The organism is Pseudomonas sp. FP2300 (genome assembly GCF_030687595.1).
Taxonomy (GTDB): Bacteria; Pseudomonadota; Gammaproteobacteria; order Pseudomonadales; family Pseudomonadaceae; genus Aquipseudomonas; species Aquipseudomonas bijieensis.
The window spans coordinates 1,625,205-1,642,822 of sequence record NZ_CP117440.1; the positions used below are offsets into that span (position 1 = coordinate 1,625,205).

Here is a 17,618-nt window from a genome sequence, read left to right on the forward strand (position 1 = left end):
GCCCGGATCGAGTATTCGACTTTATGCGTGGAAAAAGTCATGTTGCGAACATGCAGTCTGCTGAAGTTCCAGTTTGATCCTTGCGTTGCCTTCTCCGGTCCTGCTTAATACGTTTCGACGCCAAGGGCCGGAAGCCCGATGGGACTGAAAACACTATAAGAAAAAGAGCCATCAAGTGACTGAATATCCAGGAGTGGATCTGCAAGGTCGTCTAGCGCTTTCGCTTGTCATTCCGGTCTACAACGAAGTCCAGTCCATCGATGTGTTCATGGCCAGGATCGACCAGGTCTTTGCCCATGAATCGCTGTTGGACCTGGAGCTGGTGTTCGTCAACGACGGCAGTGTGGACGACACATTGGTGCTGCTGCTGGAACGGCAGAAGACCGACCCGCGCATCCGGATCGTCGACCTGAGTCGCAACTTTGGCAAGGAGGCGGCGTTGAGTGCCGGCCTGCAAGCCGCCCGTGGCCAGGCGGTGGTGCCGATCGATGTCGATCTGCAAGACCCTCCCGAAGTGATCCTGGAAATGATCGCCCATTGGCGCAACGGTGCCGAAGTGGTGCTGGGGCACCGGATCAACCGCGACTCCGACTCCTGGGCCAAGCAGGTTTCCGCCAACGGGTTTTACCGGCTGCACAATAAAATCGCCGACCACAAGTTGCCGGAAAATGTCGGCGATTTTCGCTTGATGGATCGCTGCGTGGTCGATGCGTTGCAAACCCTGCCTGAATCGCGCCGCTTCATGAAAGGGCTGTTCGCCTGGGTCGGGTTCCGGACCACCTACGTGGACTACGTCAGACCTGAACGGGCGGCCGGCGTAAGCAAGTTCAATGGCTGGCGCCTGTGGAATTTTGCCCTTGAAGGCATCACCAGCTTCAGCACCGAACCGCTGCGTATCTGGACCTACCTGGGACTTTGCGTCTCGCTGGTGTCCTTTGCGTTCGCCATCTTCATCGTGCTGCGAACCCTGATATCCGGAGTTGACCTGCCAGGTTATGCCTCGCTGATGGTGGCGGTCACCTTCCTGGGCGGGTTGCAACTGATCGGCATCGGCGTACTGGGTGAATACCTGGGCCGCACCTATATCGAATCCAAGCGCCGACCGGTTTTCCTGGTGCGGCGCATCTATGACGCCAAGGACTGACCATGGACCTCAAGGAAACCGACATCCTGGGCCCCGATATCGGGCAGCATTGGTACTACCGGTCGAAAGCGCGCGCCATGCTGCACATGCTCAAGGGCACTTCAGCCAATACGCTACTGGACGTGGGCGCCGGGTCGGGTTTTTTTTCCCATCACCTGCTGACCCATACCGCAACGGCCCAGGCCTGGTGCGTAGACATCAGTTACCCGGCCGACTCCGATGCCAGCACCGCCGGGAAACCGGTGCGTTATCGTCGGGCGGTGGACTCGCTGGACGCCGACCTGGTGCTGCTGATGGATGTGCTGGAGCACGTGGACGATGACGTGGGGCTGCTCAACTCTTATGTCGACAAAGTGCCGTCCGGCAGCCGCTTCCTGATCACCGTGCCGGCATTCCAGTTCCTCTGGAGCGGCCATGACGATTTTCTCGAGCACAAGCGCCGTTACACCCTCAAACAGTTGGAGACCGTCGTGGCACAGGCCGGTTTGCAGGTCCAGCAGGGCGCCTATTACTTCGGCCTGGTATTCCCCATTGCCGCCGGCCTGCGCCTGTTGCAACGCAAATCCCACGGGGCACCCAAGTCGCAGCTTGCGCGGCATCATCCGCTGGTCAATGGCGTGTTGAGGTCACTGTGCAGCCTGGAGCGTCCGATCATGGGCGCCAATCGTATTGCCGGCCTGACGGTGTTCTGCCTGGCGCAGAAGCCGTGACCTGGACGCACTCGCCGTTGCTGCGACGTGCCTTTCGCTTTGCCATGACGGGCCTGGTGGTCACTGCGGTCCATGTGGTGGCTGCCGTGCTGTTCGTGCACCTGATCCTGGAAAACCCGCCGCTGGCCAATGGTTTCGCCTTTGTGGTGGCGACCGTGGTGTCGTACCTGATCAACACCCTCTGGAGTTTTTCCAGCCGCTTGCATGGGCGGACTCTTGGCCGGTTCCTGGTGGTCTCGGCCGGTGGGTTCGGGCTGGCGATGCTGGTGGCCTGGGTGGCCCAGAGCCTCGGCCTGGGTTACCTGGCTGGCATCGCGGCCGTCGCGCTGATCATCCCCGTGTTCACCTTCATCCTGCATAATTTCTGGACGTATCGATGACTGCTCGCGGCAAGCATTACTCGCTTTCCCTGTTGCCCATACTGTTGGGGGCGCTGGCATTTCTGCTGGTGATCGGCCCGCGGGTCCTGGACCCGACGAACATCGCCTGGCTGGGGGAGGGCGATGCGGCGACCCACTACATGGGCTGGGCGTTCTTCCGCAGTTCGCCCTGGACCTTTCCGTTGGGCATGAACCCGTCCTATGGTTTGGAGTTGGGCAACGGCATCATTTTTTCCGATTCCAATCCGCTGTTGGCGTTTCTGTTCAAACCCTTCAACGCCTGGCTTCCCGAGACATTCCAGTATTTCGGTCTCTGGTTGCTGGCCTGTTTCATCCTGCAAGCCTGGTTCGCCTGGAAACTCGTCGGCCTGCTGACACCGTCGGTGTGGATCAGGTTGTTGGGGGCGGGCCTGTTTGTGTTTTCGCCGCCGATGTTCCTGCGCATGGGTGGGCACCTGTCGCTGTCCGGGCACTTCCTGATCCTGGCGGCCCTGTATCTGGCGCTGCGGCCCGGCCTGGAGAAGCGTCGGCTGGCCTGGGGCGGGTTGTTGGCTGCTACGGCGCTGGTGCATGCGTATCTGCTGGCCATGGTGGCGTTGATCTGGCTGGCCGATCTTGCCAGCAGGGCCGTCAAGGCTCGGTTATCCCGGCGCAATGCCTTGGTCGAGTTGTGCGGCTTGTTCCTGCTCGTCGCATTCTGCTGCTGGCAGGCGGGTTATTTCAGCGTGGGCGGCGGGACCGTGGCGGGCGGCTATGGGTTGTATCGCCTCAACGTCATGTCGCTGGTCAACCCCAGCGGCTGGTCTTACACCTTGCGCGACATGCCCCAGGGCCCCGGGGACTACGAAGGTTTCAATTACCTGGGATTGGGCGTCCTCCTGCTGGCGATCTGCGCCGGCGTGGCATTGCTGCAGGGCAACACCGGTCTGGCGAAGGCCGTGCGCCACCGGCGACTGTTGCTGTTGGCATTGATCGGACTGACGCTGTTCTCGCTGACCAACCACCTCGGCATCGGCATGCAGAATATGCATTACTGGCTGCCCAAGCCCCTCGAGCTTCTGGCAAACGTCTTTCGCGCGGCTGGCCGGATGTTCTGGCCGGTGTTCTACGCCATCGTATTTGTCGTCATCTTCGCGGTGATCCGCGGCAACAAGCCACGCGCAGCGGCGTGCCTGCTGGCTATCGCGCTGGTGGTACAAGTCCTGGACACCCGCGCGGGATGGGCCGGCCTGCGTCACAGTCGGATGACGCCGGTCGCCTCGAGTTGGCCCACGTCCATGAATGATCCGTTCTGGGCCAGCGCGGCCCGCCATTATTCGAAAGTCCGGACGCTGTTGCCGCAGAACCAGCCGGACAACTGGCTGCTGACCAGTCAATACGCCCTGACGCATGGCCTGGAAACCGATGGCGTGTACCTGGGACGCATGAGCGACCGGGCGATCGAGCAGGCCCAGCGACACACTGAGCAGATGCTCGCCAGCGGCCAGTACGCGGCGGATTCGCTGTACATCCTCGACCCTCGCGCCGCGCTCCAGGCGACGAAAACCGTCAACCGCCAAACCGACCTGTTGACCCGTGTCGATGGCCTCGTGGTGTTGGCGCCGGGCTGGAAAACGTGCGCCCAATGTCCGCCGTTTACCAACGAGACGCTGGATGTGCAGGTCAAGCTCGGTGAGCGCCAGGTGTTCAGCCGAATCAACGCCATGTTGGCCGACGGCTGGGGGCGCGTCGAGGAGTGGGGCACCTGGTCGGAAGGAACCGAGGCCGAGGTTGTTTTGCGCATACCGCCAGAGGCGCGCGCCATCTCGATCGAAGCGGCGGCGTTCGTGCAGCCCTCGCACATGCGTCAGCGGGTGAAGGTCTCGATCAACGGTGTCGAGGCGCTGTCGACGCAGTTCACTCGCTTGCAAGACAACACCCTTGAACTGTTCCTGACTCCGGCCATTCGTGAAACGATTGGCGCGGATGGGCGGTTGCGCGTGCAGTTCCAATTACCCGATGCCATCAGTCCCAAGGCGCTGGGGTTGGGGAGCGACGAGCGAGTCATGGGGCTGGGACTGAAATCGCTAACGGTTAAGTAGCTGTTCACCGTGGCGAGGGAGCTTGCTCCCGCTGGGCCGGTCCGACGCTTCGGGCGAAGCGGCTCCAAGACTTTGCGGTTGCCGCGCAACCGAGCGGGAGCAAGCTCCCTCGCCACAAAAGCAGGGGGCCTCTTCCAACTCTTTGGATGGTATTGCGCAGGCCATGGGCCTTTTGCGCATAGACGCACGACCCCCAGCATTTCTACACTGCATCCAGTCAAGGAATCAGGGGGCAGTGGATGAACCGCAACGAATTGCGCAAGGCCGACATCAACCTGATGGTGGTTTTCGAAACGCTGATGCTTGAGCGTAACGTGACACGGGTGGCGGAAAAACTGTTCCTGGGCCAGCCGACCATCAGCTCGGCCCTCAATCGCTTGCGCAAGATGTTCAACGACCCGCTGTTCATTCGCGTCGGCCACCGCATGGAGCCGACGGCAAGGGCCGAGGAAATCATCCGGCATCTATCCCCAGCGCTCGATTCGCTGTCGGTGGCTTTGAGCCTGACCCACGACTTCGACCCCTCCAGCAGCACCATGACGTTTCGCATCGGCCTGTCGGACGACGTCGAGTTCGGCCTGCTGCCGCCACTGTTGAGCAGCTTGCGGCAAGAGGCGCCGCAAATCGTGTTTGTGGTCCAGCATGTCGATTACTGGCGCATCCCCGACTTGCTGGCCTCGGGCGATATCACCGTGGGCATCAGCCAGACTCGCGGACTGCCGGCCAATGCCAAGCGCAAGCTGTTACGACACATCCAGCCCCGCGTGCTGCGTGCCGATGCGTCGGACACACCGCTGAGCCTGGACGAATACTGCGCGCGGCCTCATGTGCTGGTGTCCCATACCGCGAACGTCGCCGGTTTTGCTGACGAATGGCTGGCCGAGATCGGACGCAAGCGCCAGGTCGTGCTGTCGGTGCCGCAATACAGCGCATTGCCGGCGTTGCTGGCCGGCACTGACCTGATTGCCAGCCTGCCGGACTATACCGCCGCCGCCATGGCCGCCTCGGGACAACTGTTCAACGAGCCCTTTCCCTTCAAGACCCCGACCCTGGATTTGTCCATGGTCTGGTTGAGCCATGTCGACAGTGACCCGGCCGAGCGCTGGTTGCGGTCGCGGTTGGAGGCCTTCATGGGCGAGCGAGGGGTCTTGGCGCACGCCTGACACCGGCCCGTGGCGAAACAAAACCTGCCTCAATCAAGAAAGTCGAGGTAAGGTTGTGATGGCTGACATCACCTCGTCATATTTTCGAATCGGAGTCGAACACATGCCTCACCTGCACCTGGAGTACACCGCCAACCTGCCTGAGCTAAACGCCGAGGTCGCATTGATGCGCCTGAACAATGCACTGGTGCTCTCCGGTCAATTCGGCGCCGAGTTGGACATCAAGAGCCGGGCCGTGAAGCACGAGACTTTTCGGGTGGGCACGAGTCTGGGCGAGCGGGGTTTCGTACACGTGAAGCTGGCCTTGCTCAGCGGCCGCTCGCCGGAAATCAAGAAACAACTGTCCGCTAGCCTGCTGGCGGTGATCAAGGACCTGGGGCCATGGCCCGCTGAGGTCAGCGTGCAGCTGTGCGTGGAGATCCTCGACATCGACCGGGAGTCGTATGCCAAGGCCTTGATCGGTCAATGACGATCAGGCGTCGGGTGGGACGCAGGCCTTGATGATCTGTTCGCGCAGCCAGGCGTTGGCACTGTCCTGATCGACGGCCAGGCTCCATTGCATGTTCAAGGTAAACCCCGGCAGACCCTTGGGCACTTCGTGGTGATTGAAGATCGCCTCGTTGGCCAGCAGTTTCTGGATGCGGCGGGGCAGGGTCAGGATGAAGTCGGTGCCGGTGATCATCTTCAGTGCGGCACCGTAGCTGTTGGCGCGCGCGGCAATCTGACGTTGGTGCGCCTGTTGCGACAGCCAGCCGTCCACCATGTTGGTCGCTGACGTCCAGGGTGTCGGAAACACGTGTCGGCGCTGTACGAAAGATTGAAGGCTCAGTTGCGGCTCAAGTGGTGTCGCCCGTTTATCCACGACACAAACCAGGTCTTCCTCCAGTAACTGCCGGGATTTGAAATCGGCATGGTTGCTGTGGAAATTCGGGCCGAAGCAGATCACCAGGTCCAGGCTGCCATCGCGCAGTTCTTCGGCGGGAATGTCGGCTTCGAGCTTGTGCACGTTCACCACCACCGGCAAGTTGGCGTAATCGAAGCTTTGCAGCAGTGGCGGCAGGATCAGTTGTTCGCAATATTCCGGTGCGCAGATGTTGAAAGTAATGGCTTGTCGGGTCGGATCGAAGGTTGGCGTACCGGCATGGCACAGGTTGATGCTTTGCAAAATGGCGCGCACGTGATCGTACATGCCCTCGGCCTTGTAGGTGGGACGCATGCCCGTGCGGGTGTTGATGAACAACTCGTCTTCGAAACAGGTTCGCAGTTTCTTGAGGCAATAACTGACGGTTGACTGGCTGACGCACAATGCCTCGGACACGCCGGTGACACTGCTTTGCTCGTACACGGCGCTAAACACCATGAGGTCTTGCATGTCGAGCTTTCTGAGGGAGTTACTGTTCAGCATCCGTTCTGTCTCTCGCTGTGCTCCTTGCGCGGATTTTGCGCAAACCAGGCTGACGATCCTAGCGGAACGATCGTGCCAAGAGAATGCCGGGCAGGCGCTTTCATGGTCGGGAACGGGACAGATAATGTAGGGAACACGACGTCTCGATCAACGACTGATTCGTTGACCTATGTTTAGCTCGCTGTGATCCAAGCTCCATCAAATCCAGGTTTAACCTGCCAGGATGCCGTGGGACGCTTGCCCGATGTGTTTCCTGTGATGCGCTCATGGACGGTTGGCCCCTGGCAGTGCAATACCCTTCATCCGCCGCAGTCGATCCGGTCGGCAGGTTCACGCCTGCCATGGCCCCGACCCTCAGTGCGTTGCCCTCCGAGCTGGCCTTCTGGGCGCTCTGGCATTGCCGTCACGCGCGTCCTCCAGATATTCGTATTTCCTGTTGATCATTCACGGTGCTCGCGCAGTGGCGAGCACAGACTGACGGCGCCTTGTCGCCCGTCCGACATGGAAATACGAGCCTTCTCATGAGCCTTGCCAAGATTTCTTTCGCACCCGTAGAGCACGCCCAGGCGTTCCTTGCCCAGAACCCCGATATTGAACTGTTCGAGCTGTTCATTCTCGACAACAACGGCGTGCCCCGGGGCAAGTTGTTGCACCGGGACGAGTTGCTGGCGGTCTTTGAAAGTGGCCGGCCGCTGCCCAGTACGATTCTCGGGCTGACCATCAATGGCGACGATGTGGAAAATTCCGGGCTGGTGTGGGACGTCGGTGACATCGATTGTCGTGCCTATCCCATCAGCGGCAGCTTGCAGCGCATGCCGTGGCGGTCGATTCCCACGGCTGCCGTGCAGGTTGGCATGCATCCCCAGGAGGGAATGCCGGCGGCCATCGCCGATCCGCGTTATCTGCTCCGCCGGGTGATAGAGGCCTTGCAGGCCGACGGTTATTACCCGGTTATGGCGGCGGAGCTGGAGTTTTATCTGCTGGACACGCAACGCGACAGCCAAGGCCGACCACAGCCGGCGCCGGACGCCGACGGCGGTCGACCGCGCGCTACCCAGGTCTACGGTTTGCGCGAGCTGGAACAGATCGAGCCGTTCCTGGCCGACCTGTACGCTGCGTGCAAGCTGCAAGGCATTCCAGCCCGGACCGCCATTTCCGAATACGCACCGGGGCAAGTGGAGATCACCCTCGAACACCGCAGCGATGCGTTGCAAGCCATGGACGAGGCGGTGCGTTACAAGCGACTGGTCAAGGGGGTGGCCCACAAGCATGGCATGCAGGCGTGCTTCATGGCCAAGCCGTTCGATCACCTGGCGGGCTCCGGCATGCACATGCATGTCAGCCTGGCGGACCGCGATGGCCACAACCTGTTCGCCAGTGAGGCTGGCGACGGCACGCCGCTGTTGCGCCAGGCGGTGGGCGGGATGCTCGACACCTTGCTCGATTCGCTGTTGATGTTTTGTCCGAACGCCAACTCCTACCGGCGATTCCAAAGCAACAGCTATGCACCGCTGGCGGCGACCTGGGGCGTGGACAACCGCACCGTGAGCCTGAGAGTGCCGGGCGGCCCGGCATTCTCGCGGCACATCGAGCATCGCATCTGCGGTGCCGATGCCAACCCTTACCTGGCTGCGGCGGCGATACTGGCCGGCATTCATCGCGGCATACGTGAGCAGTGCGACCCTGGGGAACCTGTCGAAGGCAACGGCTATGCCCAGGCGACTGAGCTGTTGCCCACCGACTGGCTCACCACCCTGCATGCCCTCGAAGCGTCGGCCTGGGCGCGGGAAGCATTTGGCGCTGAATTTCTTGGCGTTTATCTGGCGGTCAAGCGCGCCGAGTACCGTCAATTCATGGGGGAAGTCGGGGAGCAGGATTGGCGCTGGTACCTGAATCAGGCTTGAAAACGGCTGGCCGCCTGTTTCTTAAATAATTATTTAGTAGCAACTTTTTCACGAAAAATTGATGGTGAGCTACCTAAAGTTTGTGTTGCCGTAGGAAATGAATTTTTCACATTTCCTACGGCACTTCTTTTTAAAAGAGCAACTTTCAGGAAGCCGTCAACCATCATGCTGACCATTAAAGCCGTGCGCCCCGAGTGGGTGACGCTGGCCGCCAGTGCCTTTTTATTAGTGGGCTTCAACCTCGTTCTCTGGCAACACTTGCTGGCGATCACGACGGCTGACGCCCGCGGCCTGCTGATGTGCGTGGCGTTCGGCGTGATGATCTTCTGCGCGTTCAACCTGGTGTTGACGCTCGTGGCTTTCCGTCCACTGCTCAAGCCGGTGTTGATGCTGCTGTTCATGATCAGCGCCGGCGTGGCCTATTTCATGGCCCAGTACGGCGTATTGATCGACGCCGGCATGTTTCGCAACTTTGCTGAAACCAATGCCACGGAAGTCCGTGGCCTATTGTCGCTGAAGTTGTTTATCTACCTCGGGTTATTGGGCGTGGTGCCTTGTTGGTTGTTGTTCAAGACACCGATCAACTATCGTCGCTGGCCTAAAGAGTTAATAAGTAAGTTGGTGGTCGGCGTGGCCTCGGCTGCGGTGATAGGCATGGTTGCCCTGGTCAACTACCAAGGCCTGTCTTCGTTGTTTCGCAACCACCACGAGTTGCGCTTGATGGTGGTGCCGAGCAACTACATCGGTGCTTCGCTCGGGTACTTGCGTGAGCAGGTCGCGTCGGCCAAGCAGCCATTCATCACGCTGGGCGAGGACGCCAGTCGCAACCCGGCCTGGCAAACCCATGGCCGCAAATCCCTGACCGTATTGGTGGTGGGCGAGAGCGCCCGGGCCGAGAACTTCGGCATCCTCGGCTATAACCGTGATACCACGCCGACACTGGATAAAGAGGCCGGGTTGATCGCCTTCACCGACGTGCATTCCTGCGGCACTGAAACCGCCGTGTCGGTGCCCTGCATGTTTTCCAACATGGGGCGCAAGAACTACGACGCCAGCAAGGCCAGAAATGAAGAAGGCCTGTTGGATGTGCTCAAGCGCGCCGGGCTGGAGGTGATCTGGCGGGATAACCAGTCCGGTTGCAAGGGCACTTGCGATCGGGTCACGTTGCAGGATGTCAGCAATCTCAAGGACCCGGACCTGTGCGCCAACAGTGAGTGCCGCGACGAGATCCTGCTCCAGGGGTTGCAGCATTTCATCGACACGCTCGACAAAGACACGGTGCTGGTGCTGCACCAAATGGGTAGCCATGGGCCGGAGTATTTCAAGCGCTATCCCAAGGAGTACGAACATTTCACCCCGGTGTGTGAAAGCAACGCGCTGAACAATTGCAGTCGCGAAAGCATCGTCAACGGCTACGACAACACGCTGGTGTATACCGATCATGTGCTGTCGACCCTGATCGATCTGCTGCGGGCCAACCAGGACAAGGTCGACACGGCCATGCTGTACCTGTCGGACCACGGCGAGTCCCTGGGCGAATACAACCTGTTTCTCCACGGCACGCCCTACATGCTCGCCCCGGAGCAACAAAAGCATGTGGCGATGCTCGCCTGGTTCTCCGACAGTTATCAGAAGTCTTTCTCGGTCGATACCCATTGCCTGCAACTGAGCCGGGAAAAGCCCCTGAGCCAGGACAACCTGTTTCACTCGATGCTCGGGTTGCTGGAAGTCAACAGCCAGGTCTACAACCGGGACCTGGACCTGTTCGCCAACTGTCGCGGCGCGGTGATCGACGGTGTCCTGGCGCGGGAGTGATGGCCTGGACCTTTTTTTCACGCGGCGTTGATTAACCTGTCATCCAATCTTTTCCAAGAGCCGTTTGTATGTCCAGGCTACCCCCTTCCACCGTCGAGCTTGAGTTCGCCAGGCAGCATGACCAGGAACATGCGCAGATCTGCTGCCAGCCGGCGCCTCGGCGGTTGCGCCTGGCGTTCTGGCGCGACGAGCAAATGGTGCGCAACGCCCTGAAAGTGGCGGGTGAGCCTGGGTTGGTGCTGGATGTGGCCTGTGGGGCGGGGCGGTTCTGGCCGGTGCTGGCCGAGCACGCCAACCGGGTGATCCTGGCGGCGGACCCGTCGCCGGACATGCTCGAACACGCGCTCACTCACCATGGCGGCGCGTTGCTCCAGCGGGTCAAGACCTTCCCGAGTTCGGCGTTCACCATCGGGCTGTCGGCCAACGCGGTGGATTGTATTTGTTGTCTGCAACTGTTCCGTCATGTCAGCGCCAGCGAACATCGCCTGGCGCTGTTGCGCGAATTTCATCGGGTCAGTCGCGATACGGTCATCGTTTCGCTGCAAATCGAAGGGCGTCTCAAGATTGGCCAGGCGCCGCAACGAAGCCTGGCCGACAAGGCCGATGTCGAAGCCGAGTTTCGCCAGGCCGGTTTTAGCGTGCTCTGGTATCAGGATTTCCTGCCCGGTTTTGCGCTGACGCGTGTTTATGTACTGCGTAAGACCGGTTAAGTCCTGATGTAGGACTATTCTTGCTTTTTCGCAGGCGATTTCTCTTAGGCTGCTGTTCTATGGATGCTCGCAATCGCCGGCGGCGATATATACTGCGCGCCATTCTTCAAGGGAGAGCCGTGTGGCCATCGATATTCACTGGATTCGCGACAACGATAGCCTCGGTCAGTTTTGCGCCGAGTGGCAGCAGTTGCCATTCGTCGCCCTCGACACCGAATTCATGCGGGTCGACACCTTTTATCCTATTGCCGGTTTATTGCAGATCGGCGACGGCAAGCGTGCCTACCTCATCGACCCCTTGACCATCGACAATTGGCAACCCTTGGCCGCGCTGCTGGAAAATCCGGCGGTGCTCAAGGTGTTGCACGCCTGCAGCGAAGATCTTGAAGTGCTGCTGCGCTTGACTGGCAGCCTGCCTGCGCCGCTGTTCGATACTCAACTGGCTGCCGCTTACCTGAACCTGGGTTTCTCCATGGGCTATTCGCGGCTGGTGCAGGAAGTGCTGGGTATCGAGCTGCCCAAGGGCGAGACTCGTTCCGACTGGTTGCAACGGCCGCTATCCGAGACGCAGATCAGCTACGCGGCAGAGGATGCCGTGCATCTGGCAGAAGTTTTCGTACAGCTGCGCCCGAAGCTTTCCGACGAAAAATACAGTTGGGTCCTGGAGGATGGTGCCGAACTGGTGGCCAACCTGCGTCGCGAAGTCGACCCGTACGAGGTCTACCGCGAGGCCAAGCTCGCCTGGAAACTGTCCCGCGCCCAATTGGCCGTGCTGCGCGAGCTGTGCGCCTGGCGCGAACGCGAGGCGCGGGCCCGTGACCTGCCGCGCAATCGCATCATTCGCGAGCATTCGCTGTGGCCCCTGGCCCGCACCCAGCCGGATAACCTCGGCGCGCTGGCGAAAATCGAAGACATGCACCCGCGCACCGTGCGCCAGGACGGCCAGTTTCTGCTGGACCTGATCCAGAGCGCCGCCAGCGTGCCGCCCGAGCAATGGCCACCGGCCGTGGCCGAGCCGTTGCCCATCGAGGCGTCGGCGCTGGTCAAGCGTCTAAAGGCGCTGGGGCAGGCTGAAGCCGAGCGCCTGGGGATCGCCCCGGAGTTGATGCTACGCAAGAAAACCCTCGAAGCGCTGATCAAGAGCGGCTTTCCCGAGGGCCCTTACCAATTGCCCGATTCGCTGCGTGGCTGGCGCCGCGAATTGATGGGCCAGGCGCTGCTCGACAGCCTGGCCACTGCCGGAGAACAGCCTTGAAACGTATCTGCTCCATCTACCGAAGCTCGAAGAAAAACGAGATGTACCTGTATGTGCTCAAGAGCGATGCCTTGAAGCGTGTGCCGGAGCCCCTGATGGCTGCCTTTGGCAAGGCTATCCACGCCTTCGACCTGGTGCTGAGCCCCGAACGGGAGCTGTCCCGGGAAGACATCAACAAGGTGCTGGAAAACCTCGACACCCAGGGTTATCACTTGCAGATGCCGCCGGCCGAAGACGAGTACATCGAGCATTTACCCGAAGAGTTGTTGCGCCGCAACGACCCGGTCTGACGGTAATCGGAGGTGCCTGTTCTGGGGGCCTCTTGAAACACACTGGAATGGTTTATTGACGACGATCGCATGGATGGAGCGACACTCTGTCGGCGGTCGTCTGCACTGTTTTTGAAAGGTTTGATTCATGCGCGTTCTGATTGCCGAACACGACCACGCGGTGTATGCCCAGCTTCTGCGCCAGGCTGCACCCGATATTGAAGTGCTGACCAGCGGCGATTCCGCCGAACTGTCGCGACTGGCCACCGATTGCCCGGTCTGGCTTGGCCAGCCTGATCTGCTGGCCACCCTGTTGCGTCAAGGCCATAAACCCCGTTGGCTGCAATCGACCTGGGCAGGTATCACGCCGCTGTTGGCCGAGGGCTTGACGCGCAATTACCGCCTGACCCGCGCGGTAGGCATTTTCGGCCAGGTGATGGCTGAGTACGTGCTCACCTACATGCTCGGCCATGAGCGCGAGGTACTGGCGCGGTTGGTCAGCCAGGTCGAGCGCAAGTGGGACAACCGCCAGGGGCAAGGCCTGGCCGGGCGCAAGGTGCTGATCGTCGGCACCGGCGATATCGGCCAGCGCGTGGCGCAGTTCCTGGTGCCGTTTGGCGTGCAGCTGTACGGCATTGCCAGCGAAGCCCGGGAGCTGGCGCCGTTCATCGAAGTCGGGGCACTGCAGGATCTGCCGCGCTTGGTGGGCGAAGTGGACTACGTCATCAACCTGCTGCCCAACACGCCCAACACTCATGATGTATACGACGCGGCGCTGTTCAAGCAATTCAAGCCAACCGGGCTGTTCATCAATGTCGGACGCGGCGTGGCGGTAGTGGATGCGGATCTGGTGCAAGCCTTGAAGGAAGGGCACCTGGCCGGTGCGGTGATCGACGTATGCCGCCAGGAGCCGCTGCCGCAGCGCCATCCATTCTGGACCGCCTGGGGGCTGTTGTTGACCGGGCATAGCTCGGCACCGACCTCGCCGACGATGATGGTGCAGTTGTTCCTGGAAAACCTGCGGGCCTATCAGGCCGGCGAAGCGTTACGCGGGGAAGTGGATTTCACCCGGGGCTACTGACACTGCCCCAATCAACTTGTGGGAGCGGGCTTGCTCGCGAAGGGGCCGATACAGTCAACAATTATGTTGACTGACATTTCGCTTTCGCGAGCAAGCCCGCTCCCACAGTTGATCTTCAGCGGTCACAAAATTGGGGTTACAGGCTGAAATCGCCTTCCGCCACCAGTTCGCTCAACGGCCGGCGCGAGCTTGGGACTTCACGGGCCTGGAGGTACTCAGCCAGTGTCGATTTGTCCCCCAGCTTGCCGATCGCCACGGCGGCGTGCAGGTCATAGCCTTGCGGGATCTTCAGTTCCTTGCGAGTCAGCTCCTGGTCGAAACCGGCCATGCCGTGGGTGTGCCAGCCGCTGAGGCTGGCTTGCAGCGCCAGGTGGCCCCAGGCCGCGCCCGTGTCGAAGGTGTGGCTCTGTGCTGGGGTTTCTTCAGTGGCGCCGGGCACGGCGAAGGTGGTTTTCGAAACGACGATCACCAATGCCGAGGCGTGTTGGGCCCAGCCGCGGTTGAATTCATTGAGCAGGCCCAGGAACCGCTCCCAGTTCGGCGTATCGCGGCGCGCATACAGGAAGCGCCACGGCTGCGAGTTGTAGGCCGACGGTGCCCAGCGGGCGGCTTCGAAAAAGCCCAGCAGGGTTTCTTCTGCAATGCTCTCGCCGGTAAAGGCACGAGGCGACCAGCGTTCGATGAACTGAGGGTGGATAGCGTAATCGGCGATGCGGGGATTGGCGCTCATGGGATTACCTTGAAGGGATAGGGAAAGTGGATAAAGCAACCTACGTCCCGGCGCCGAGCCTGACAAGCCCCCAGTTTACCGACAGTCGCCAACGCTTGGCCTGAAGAGGCCCCGGCACTAGACTGTCGGCCTTTTCACCACCTGATGTTGATGCTCGAGCCATGGCCGCCAAAGTCGAACCGTTCTGGATACGCAAAACCCTCGATCAGCTCGATCCGCAGGAGTGGGAATCGCTGTGCGACGGCTGTGGCCTGTGCTGCCTGCAAAAACTCGAAGACGAAGACGACAACAGCGTCTATTACACGCGTATCGCCTGCAAACTGCTGGACCTGAAAACCTGCCAGTGCAGCGACTACCCCAACCGCCGTGAGTTCGTGCCCGATTGCATCCAGCTCACGCCGGGCAAGGCCGATGAGTTCAAATGGCTGCCGCCGACCTGCGGTTATCGGCTGGTCAGCGAGGGCAAGGACTTGCCGTTGTGGCACCACCTGGTCTGCGGTGATCGCGATGCCGTGCACCACGAACGCATTTCCCAGTCCGGGCGTATGCTGGCCGAAGGCAGCGTGCCGGAAGAAGATTGGGAAGATCATCTGATTTTCCGCGCCGGCTGAACCGCCGGGCATCGCACCCTCAGGGAGACCCCATGGCGGCAGGATTGAAACGGATGCTGGCAGTCGGGCTGCTGGCAATGTGCGGGCCGCTGTGGGCGGCGCAGAAAGTCGACCTGGATTATCACGTGCACCTGCTGCCGCAGAGCGATCAGGCTGAGGTGCGCCTGACCCTGGCCCGGGGTTCAGCGGTGCGCAGCCTGGATTTCGACCTCGGCGACGGCAGCCGCTACAGCGACTTCAAGGCCGACGGCCAATGGCTGCTCACCCCCGGCAAGGAGGCGCGTGGCGTCTGGCGCCCGGCTGCCGACAAGGCCAGCCTGAGCTACCGCGTGCGCATCAGCCATGCGCGCAAGAGCGCGACCTTCGAAACCCGCATGACCCCGACGTGGGCGTTGTTGCGCGGCGACGATCTGGTGCCGTCGGCCAAACTCGATCAGCAGGACGGCGTTGAATTGGTGGCCCGTCTCGAAGTTGAATTGCCCGATGGCTGGAAAAGCATAGAGACTCCCTGGCCACGCATCGGCAAGCAACGCTTTCGCATCGACAACCCCTCGCGCCTGTTCGACCGTCCCACCGGCTGGATGCTCGCCGGCAAACTGGGGAGCCGGCGCACACGCCTGGGCGAAACCGAAGTGACAGTGGCCTCGCCCCGAGGCCAGGGCATGCGCCGGATGGATGTGCTGACGCTACTGACTTTTGTCTGGCCGCAGGTGCAGGCGCTGGTGCCGCGCCATCCTGCCAAGTTGCTGATTGTCGGTGCCGGTGATCCGTTGTGGCGTGGTGCCCAGGCCGGGCACGACTCGATTTACCTGCACAGCCGTCCACCGCTGGTCAGCGAGCGGGGCAGCAGCCCGTTGTTGCGCGAATTGGTGCAGGCGCTGGCGCGTATCAACGACCATGATCGCAGCGATTGGATCAGCGAGGGACTGACCGAGTACTACGCCGTCGAACTGCTGCGCCGCGCTGGCGGCCTGAGTGATGAGCGCTATCAGGCCCTCAATGACCGCCTAGCCCGCGACAGCAAAGGCGTCACCACCTTGCGCGGTGAGCGGGTCGGCACCGCGACAGTGGCCAAGGCGGTATTGCTGCTACAGGAGCTGGACCGCGAGATTCGCTTGAAAACCCGTAACAAGCGTTCGCTGGATGATGTGTTGCAGGGGGCGATGCGGCTGGAAACAGTTGATACCCAGGAGTTTGTGCAGCTCAGTGAAAGTGTCCTGGGTGGGAACTCTGCAGTGCTGGATACCAAGTTACTTCAGTAATATCGCTATCGCGGGCAAGCCTTGCTCCCACACTGAATCTTCGCCGGATGAGCTATTGGATACGACTCGATCCTGTGGGGGCAAGGCTTGCCCGCGATGAGGCCATCAGCCCCACCGCAAAAAATCAAAGCCCAACTTTGGGTGAAACCAGCGAATCATTCCCCGTCACCGTAGCCGTACCGGTCGCCGCCTCGGCATTGGCCTTCAGGCGGCTCAGCTCGTCGCCGGCCTGCTCGATGCGGGCGCGGGCGTCGCTGAGGTTCTGACGGTTCTTTTCCAGCAAGGCCTTGGCCGAACAATGCCCGGTGATCCCCCGCGCCAGCGCCATGCCGCCGATCGCCAGTTGGGCCAGGCCGATCACACCACCACGACGCAAGCCCTTGCCCATCATCAGGACACCGCCGGCCAGTGAGCCAATGCGTTCCCAACCATGTACGTTTTGCGGCGGATGAGATTGGAAAGGGGTGGTCTCAATCGGCTCGAACGGGTTGTTATCGCTCATGATCTGTCTCCGGTGTGGGGGTTGGTATAAAACTGACTGCCCGAGCGATTGCCTTGTTCAATTGGATTTAGCGCCGGTCAGCGGAATTGCGGCCCCGAACGGGTGTTGTTGCCTTTGGCCATGCGGTCATACAGCACGACGTTGACCGTGGCGGCCAGGTTCATGCAGCCAGTGGTGGGGATGTACACCACGTCCTCGCACCAATCGCGAATGTCTTTATCCAGCGAACCGTCCTCGGGACCGAAGATGTACAACGCCCGGTCCGGGTGGGTGTATTCGGGCAGTGGACGAGCGCCTTCCACCAGTTCCACGGCCACCGGTACGCAACCCAGGGGCAGGATCTTCTTCAGGTCGTCGATACCGATCAGCGGGATGTCGTAGTGGACTTTCTTGGTGTCGGTGACGAAGTCGGCGGCACGCTCATAGCGCTTGCCGGTGTAGAACACCGACGCCACGCCGTAGCAGCCGGCGGCACGCATGACCGAACCGACGTTTTCCGGTGACTTGGGGTTGAACAGACCGATGCAGCTATAGCGTTTGTTGGCCACGGACGGGGTGCCTTTGGGAAAAGGCGCGATTATACGGGGAATGGGGCT

18 protein-coding genes are annotated in these 17,618 nt (G+C 61.0%); 14 read left to right on the forward strand and 4 right to left on the reverse strand.

The genetic code is table 11. The annotated features are described in order from the left end of the window. Positions 1 to 175: 175 nt before the first annotated feature. The 6 genes from PSH86_RS07215 to PSH86_RS07240 all read left to right on the forward strand — a co-directional run bounded on the left by PSH86_RS07215 (position 176) and on the right by PSH86_RS07240 (position 5,947). Positions 176 to 1,144, forward strand: coding sequence for a glycosyltransferase family 2 protein (locus tag PSH86_RS07215; RefSeq protein ID WP_116831674.1), 969 nt, complete (start codon positions 176 to 178; stop codon positions 1,142 to 1,144). Positions 1,145 to 1,146: 2 nt separating this feature from the next. Continuing rightward, the gene (locus PSH86_RS07220) at positions 1,147 to 1,854 is read left to right on the forward strand and encodes a bifunctional 2-polyprenyl-6-hydroxyphenol methylase/3-demethylubiquinol 3-O-methyltransferase UbiG (RefSeq protein ID WP_305488903.1); all 708 of its coding nucleotides are present in this window, start codon (positions 1,147 to 1,149) and stop codon (positions 1,852 to 1,854) included. A 44-nt stretch (positions 1,855 to 1,898) separates the two neighbouring features. After that, entirely contained in the window at positions 1,899 to 2,234 is a 336-nt protein-coding gene (locus PSH86_RS07225) for a GtrA family protein (RefSeq protein WP_109755951.1), read from the forward strand. Beyond that, the gene (locus PSH86_RS07230; RefSeq protein WP_305488907.1) at positions 2,231 to 4,315 is read left to right on the forward strand and encodes a DUF6311 domain-containing protein; all 2,085 of its coding nucleotides are present in this window, start codon (positions 2,231 to 2,233) and stop codon (positions 4,313 to 4,315) included. The genes PSH86_RS07225 and PSH86_RS07230 overlap by 4 nt, the downstream gene beginning before the upstream one ends. A 239-nt stretch (positions 4,316 to 4,554) precedes the next feature. Then, positions 4,555 to 5,478, forward strand: a complete 924-nt coding sequence (locus PSH86_RS07235) for a LysR family transcriptional regulator (RefSeq protein ID WP_176688475.1) — start codon at positions 4,555 to 4,557, stop codon at positions 5,476 to 5,478. 103 nt (positions 5,479 to 5,581) lie between these two features. Further along, on the forward strand, positions 5,582 to 5,947 hold the full coding sequence (locus PSH86_RS07240; RefSeq protein WP_305488910.1) for a 5-carboxymethyl-2-hydroxymuconate Delta-isomerase: 366 nt from the start codon (positions 5,582 to 5,584) through the stop codon (positions 5,945 to 5,947). Between the two features lie 3 nt (positions 5,948 to 5,950). Here the strand turns inward: PSH86_RS07240 and PSH86_RS07245 are convergent, their stop codons facing one another. Then, entirely contained in the window at positions 5,951 to 6,883 is a 933-nt protein-coding gene (locus PSH86_RS07245; RefSeq protein ID WP_305488912.1) for a LysR family transcriptional regulator, read from the reverse strand. A gap of 521 nt (positions 6,884 to 7,404) precedes the next feature. Here PSH86_RS07245 and PSH86_RS07250 point away from each other — a divergent pair. From PSH86_RS07250 to PSH86_RS07275, 6 genes are all read left to right on the forward strand, one after another. Then, the gene (locus PSH86_RS07250; RefSeq protein WP_370873753.1) at positions 7,405 to 8,787 is read left to right on the forward strand and encodes a glutamine synthetase family protein; all 1,383 of its coding nucleotides are present in this window, start codon (positions 7,405 to 7,407) and stop codon (positions 8,785 to 8,787) included. Positions 8,788 to 8,952: 165 nt separating this feature from the next. Beyond that, positions 8,953 to 10,602 carry a phosphoethanolamine transferase gene (locus tag PSH86_RS07255; RefSeq protein WP_305488914.1) on the forward strand — a complete coding sequence of 550 codons (1,650 nt, stop codon included), beginning with the start codon at positions 8,953 to 8,955 and terminating at the stop codon, positions 10,600 to 10,602. 68 nt (positions 10,603 to 10,670) lie between these two features. After that, complete coding sequence (locus PSH86_RS07260) at positions 10,671 to 11,312, forward strand: class I SAM-dependent methyltransferase (protein WP_109755864.1); 642 nt, start codon at positions 10,671 to 10,673, stop codon at positions 11,310 to 11,312. Between the two features lie 121 nt (positions 11,313 to 11,433). After that, on the forward strand, positions 11,434 to 12,567 hold the full coding sequence (gene rnd / locus PSH86_RS07265) for a ribonuclease D (protein ID WP_249016064.1): 1,134 nt from the start codon (positions 11,434 to 11,436) through the stop codon (positions 12,565 to 12,567). Continuing rightward, positions 12,564 to 12,857 (forward strand): YcgL domain-containing protein, encoded by a 294-nt coding sequence (locus tag PSH86_RS07270; protein ID WP_053120094.1) that lies wholly within the window; start codon positions 12,564 to 12,566, stop codon positions 12,855 to 12,857. The genes rnd and PSH86_RS07270 overlap by 4 nt, the downstream gene beginning before the upstream one ends. Positions 12,858 to 12,984: 127 nt before the next feature. Continuing rightward, positions 12,985 to 13,917, forward strand: coding sequence for a D-2-hydroxyacid dehydrogenase (locus tag PSH86_RS07275; protein WP_163854969.1), 933 nt, complete (start codon positions 12,985 to 12,987; stop codon positions 13,915 to 13,917). Positions 13,918 to 14,053: 136 nt separating this feature from the next. On the opposite strand, the gene PSH86_RS07280 is transcribed toward PSH86_RS07275, so the two are convergent. Further along, positions 14,054 to 14,647, reverse strand: coding sequence for a nitroreductase family protein (locus PSH86_RS07280; protein ID WP_109755861.1), 594 nt, complete (start codon positions 14,645 to 14,647; stop codon positions 14,054 to 14,056). Positions 14,648 to 14,808: 161 nt separating this feature from the next. On the opposite strand from PSH86_RS07280, the gene PSH86_RS07285 reads away from it, so the two are divergent. Together PSH86_RS07285 and PSH86_RS07290 are read left to right on the forward strand one after the other, a co-directional pair. After that, the gene (locus PSH86_RS07285) at positions 14,809 to 15,258 is read left to right on the forward strand and encodes a YcgN family cysteine cluster protein (protein ID WP_109755860.1); all 450 of its coding nucleotides are present in this window, start codon (positions 14,809 to 14,811) and stop codon (positions 15,256 to 15,258) included. Positions 15,259 to 15,290: 32 nt separating this feature from the next. Next, entirely contained in the window at positions 15,291 to 16,520 is a 1,230-nt protein-coding gene (locus PSH86_RS07290) for a hypothetical protein (RefSeq protein ID WP_305488927.1), read from the forward strand. A gap of 124 nt (positions 16,521 to 16,644) precedes the next feature. Here the strand turns inward: PSH86_RS07290 and PSH86_RS07295 are convergent, their stop codons facing one another. Next, on the reverse strand, positions 16,645 to 17,022 hold the full coding sequence (locus tag PSH86_RS07295) for a DUF2892 domain-containing protein (RefSeq protein WP_109755858.1): 378 nt from the start codon (positions 17,020 to 17,022) through the stop codon (positions 16,645 to 16,647). Between the two features lie 77 nt (positions 17,023 to 17,099). Further along, a complete protein-coding gene (locus tag PSH86_RS07300; protein WP_003198862.1) occupies positions 17,100 to 17,570 on the reverse strand; it encodes an RNA methyltransferase in 471 nt (156 codons plus the stop codon). Positions 17,571 to 17,618 lie beyond the last annotated feature (48 nt).

Excerpts from the sequence above, each read along its gene's own strand:
- PSH86_RS07245 (WP_305488912.1), bottom strand. The coding sequence starts at position 6,883 with ATGCTGAACAGTAACTCCCTCAGAAAGCTCGACATGCAAGACCTCATG.
- PSH86_RS07285 (WP_109755860.1), top strand. The coding sequence starts at position 14,809 with ATGGCCGCCAAAGTCGAACCGTTCTGGATACGCAAAACCCTCGATCAG.
- PSH86_RS07235 (WP_176688475.1), top strand. The coding sequence starts at position 4,555 with ATGAACCGCAACGAATTGCGCAAGGCCGACATCAACCTGATGGTGGTT.
- PSH86_RS07295 (WP_109755858.1), bottom strand. The coding sequence starts at position 17,022 with ATGAGCGATAACAACCCGTTCGAGCCGATTGAGACCACCCCTTTCCAA.
- PSH86_RS07290 (WP_305488927.1), top strand. The coding sequence starts at position 15,291 with ATGGCGGCAGGATTGAAACGGATGCTGGCAGTCGGGCTGCTGGCAATG.
- PSH86_RS07240 (WP_305488910.1), top strand. The coding sequence starts at position 5,582 with ATGCCTCACCTGCACCTGGAGTACACCGCCAACCTGCCTGAGCTAAAC.
- PSH86_RS07230 (WP_305488907.1), top strand. The coding sequence starts at position 2,231 with ATGACTGCTCGCGGCAAGCATTACTCGCTTTCCCTGTTGCCCATACTG.
- PSH86_RS07280 (WP_109755861.1), bottom strand. The coding sequence starts at position 14,647 with ATGAGCGCCAATCCCCGCATCGCCGATTACGCTATCCACCCTCAGTTC.
- PSH86_RS07225 (WP_109755951.1), top strand. The coding sequence starts at position 1,899 with ATGACGGGCCTGGTGGTCACTGCGGTCCATGTGGTGGCTGCCGTGCTG.
- PSH86_RS07260 (WP_109755864.1), top strand. The coding sequence starts at position 10,671 with ATGTCCAGGCTACCCCCTTCCACCGTCGAGCTTGAGTTCGCCAGGCAG.
- PSH86_RS07220 (WP_305488903.1), top strand. The coding sequence starts at position 1,147 with ATGGACCTCAAGGAAACCGACATCCTGGGCCCCGATATCGGGCAGCAT.
- PSH86_RS07250 (WP_370873753.1), top strand. The coding sequence starts at position 7,405 with ATGAGCCTTGCCAAGATTTCTTTCGCACCCGTAGAGCACGCCCAGGCG.
- PSH86_RS07255 (WP_305488914.1), top strand. The coding sequence starts at position 8,953 with ATGCTGACCATTAAAGCCGTGCGCCCCGAGTGGGTGACGCTGGCCGCC.
- PSH86_RS07275 (WP_163854969.1), top strand. The coding sequence starts at position 12,985 with ATGCGCGTTCTGATTGCCGAACACGACCACGCGGTGTATGCCCAGCTT.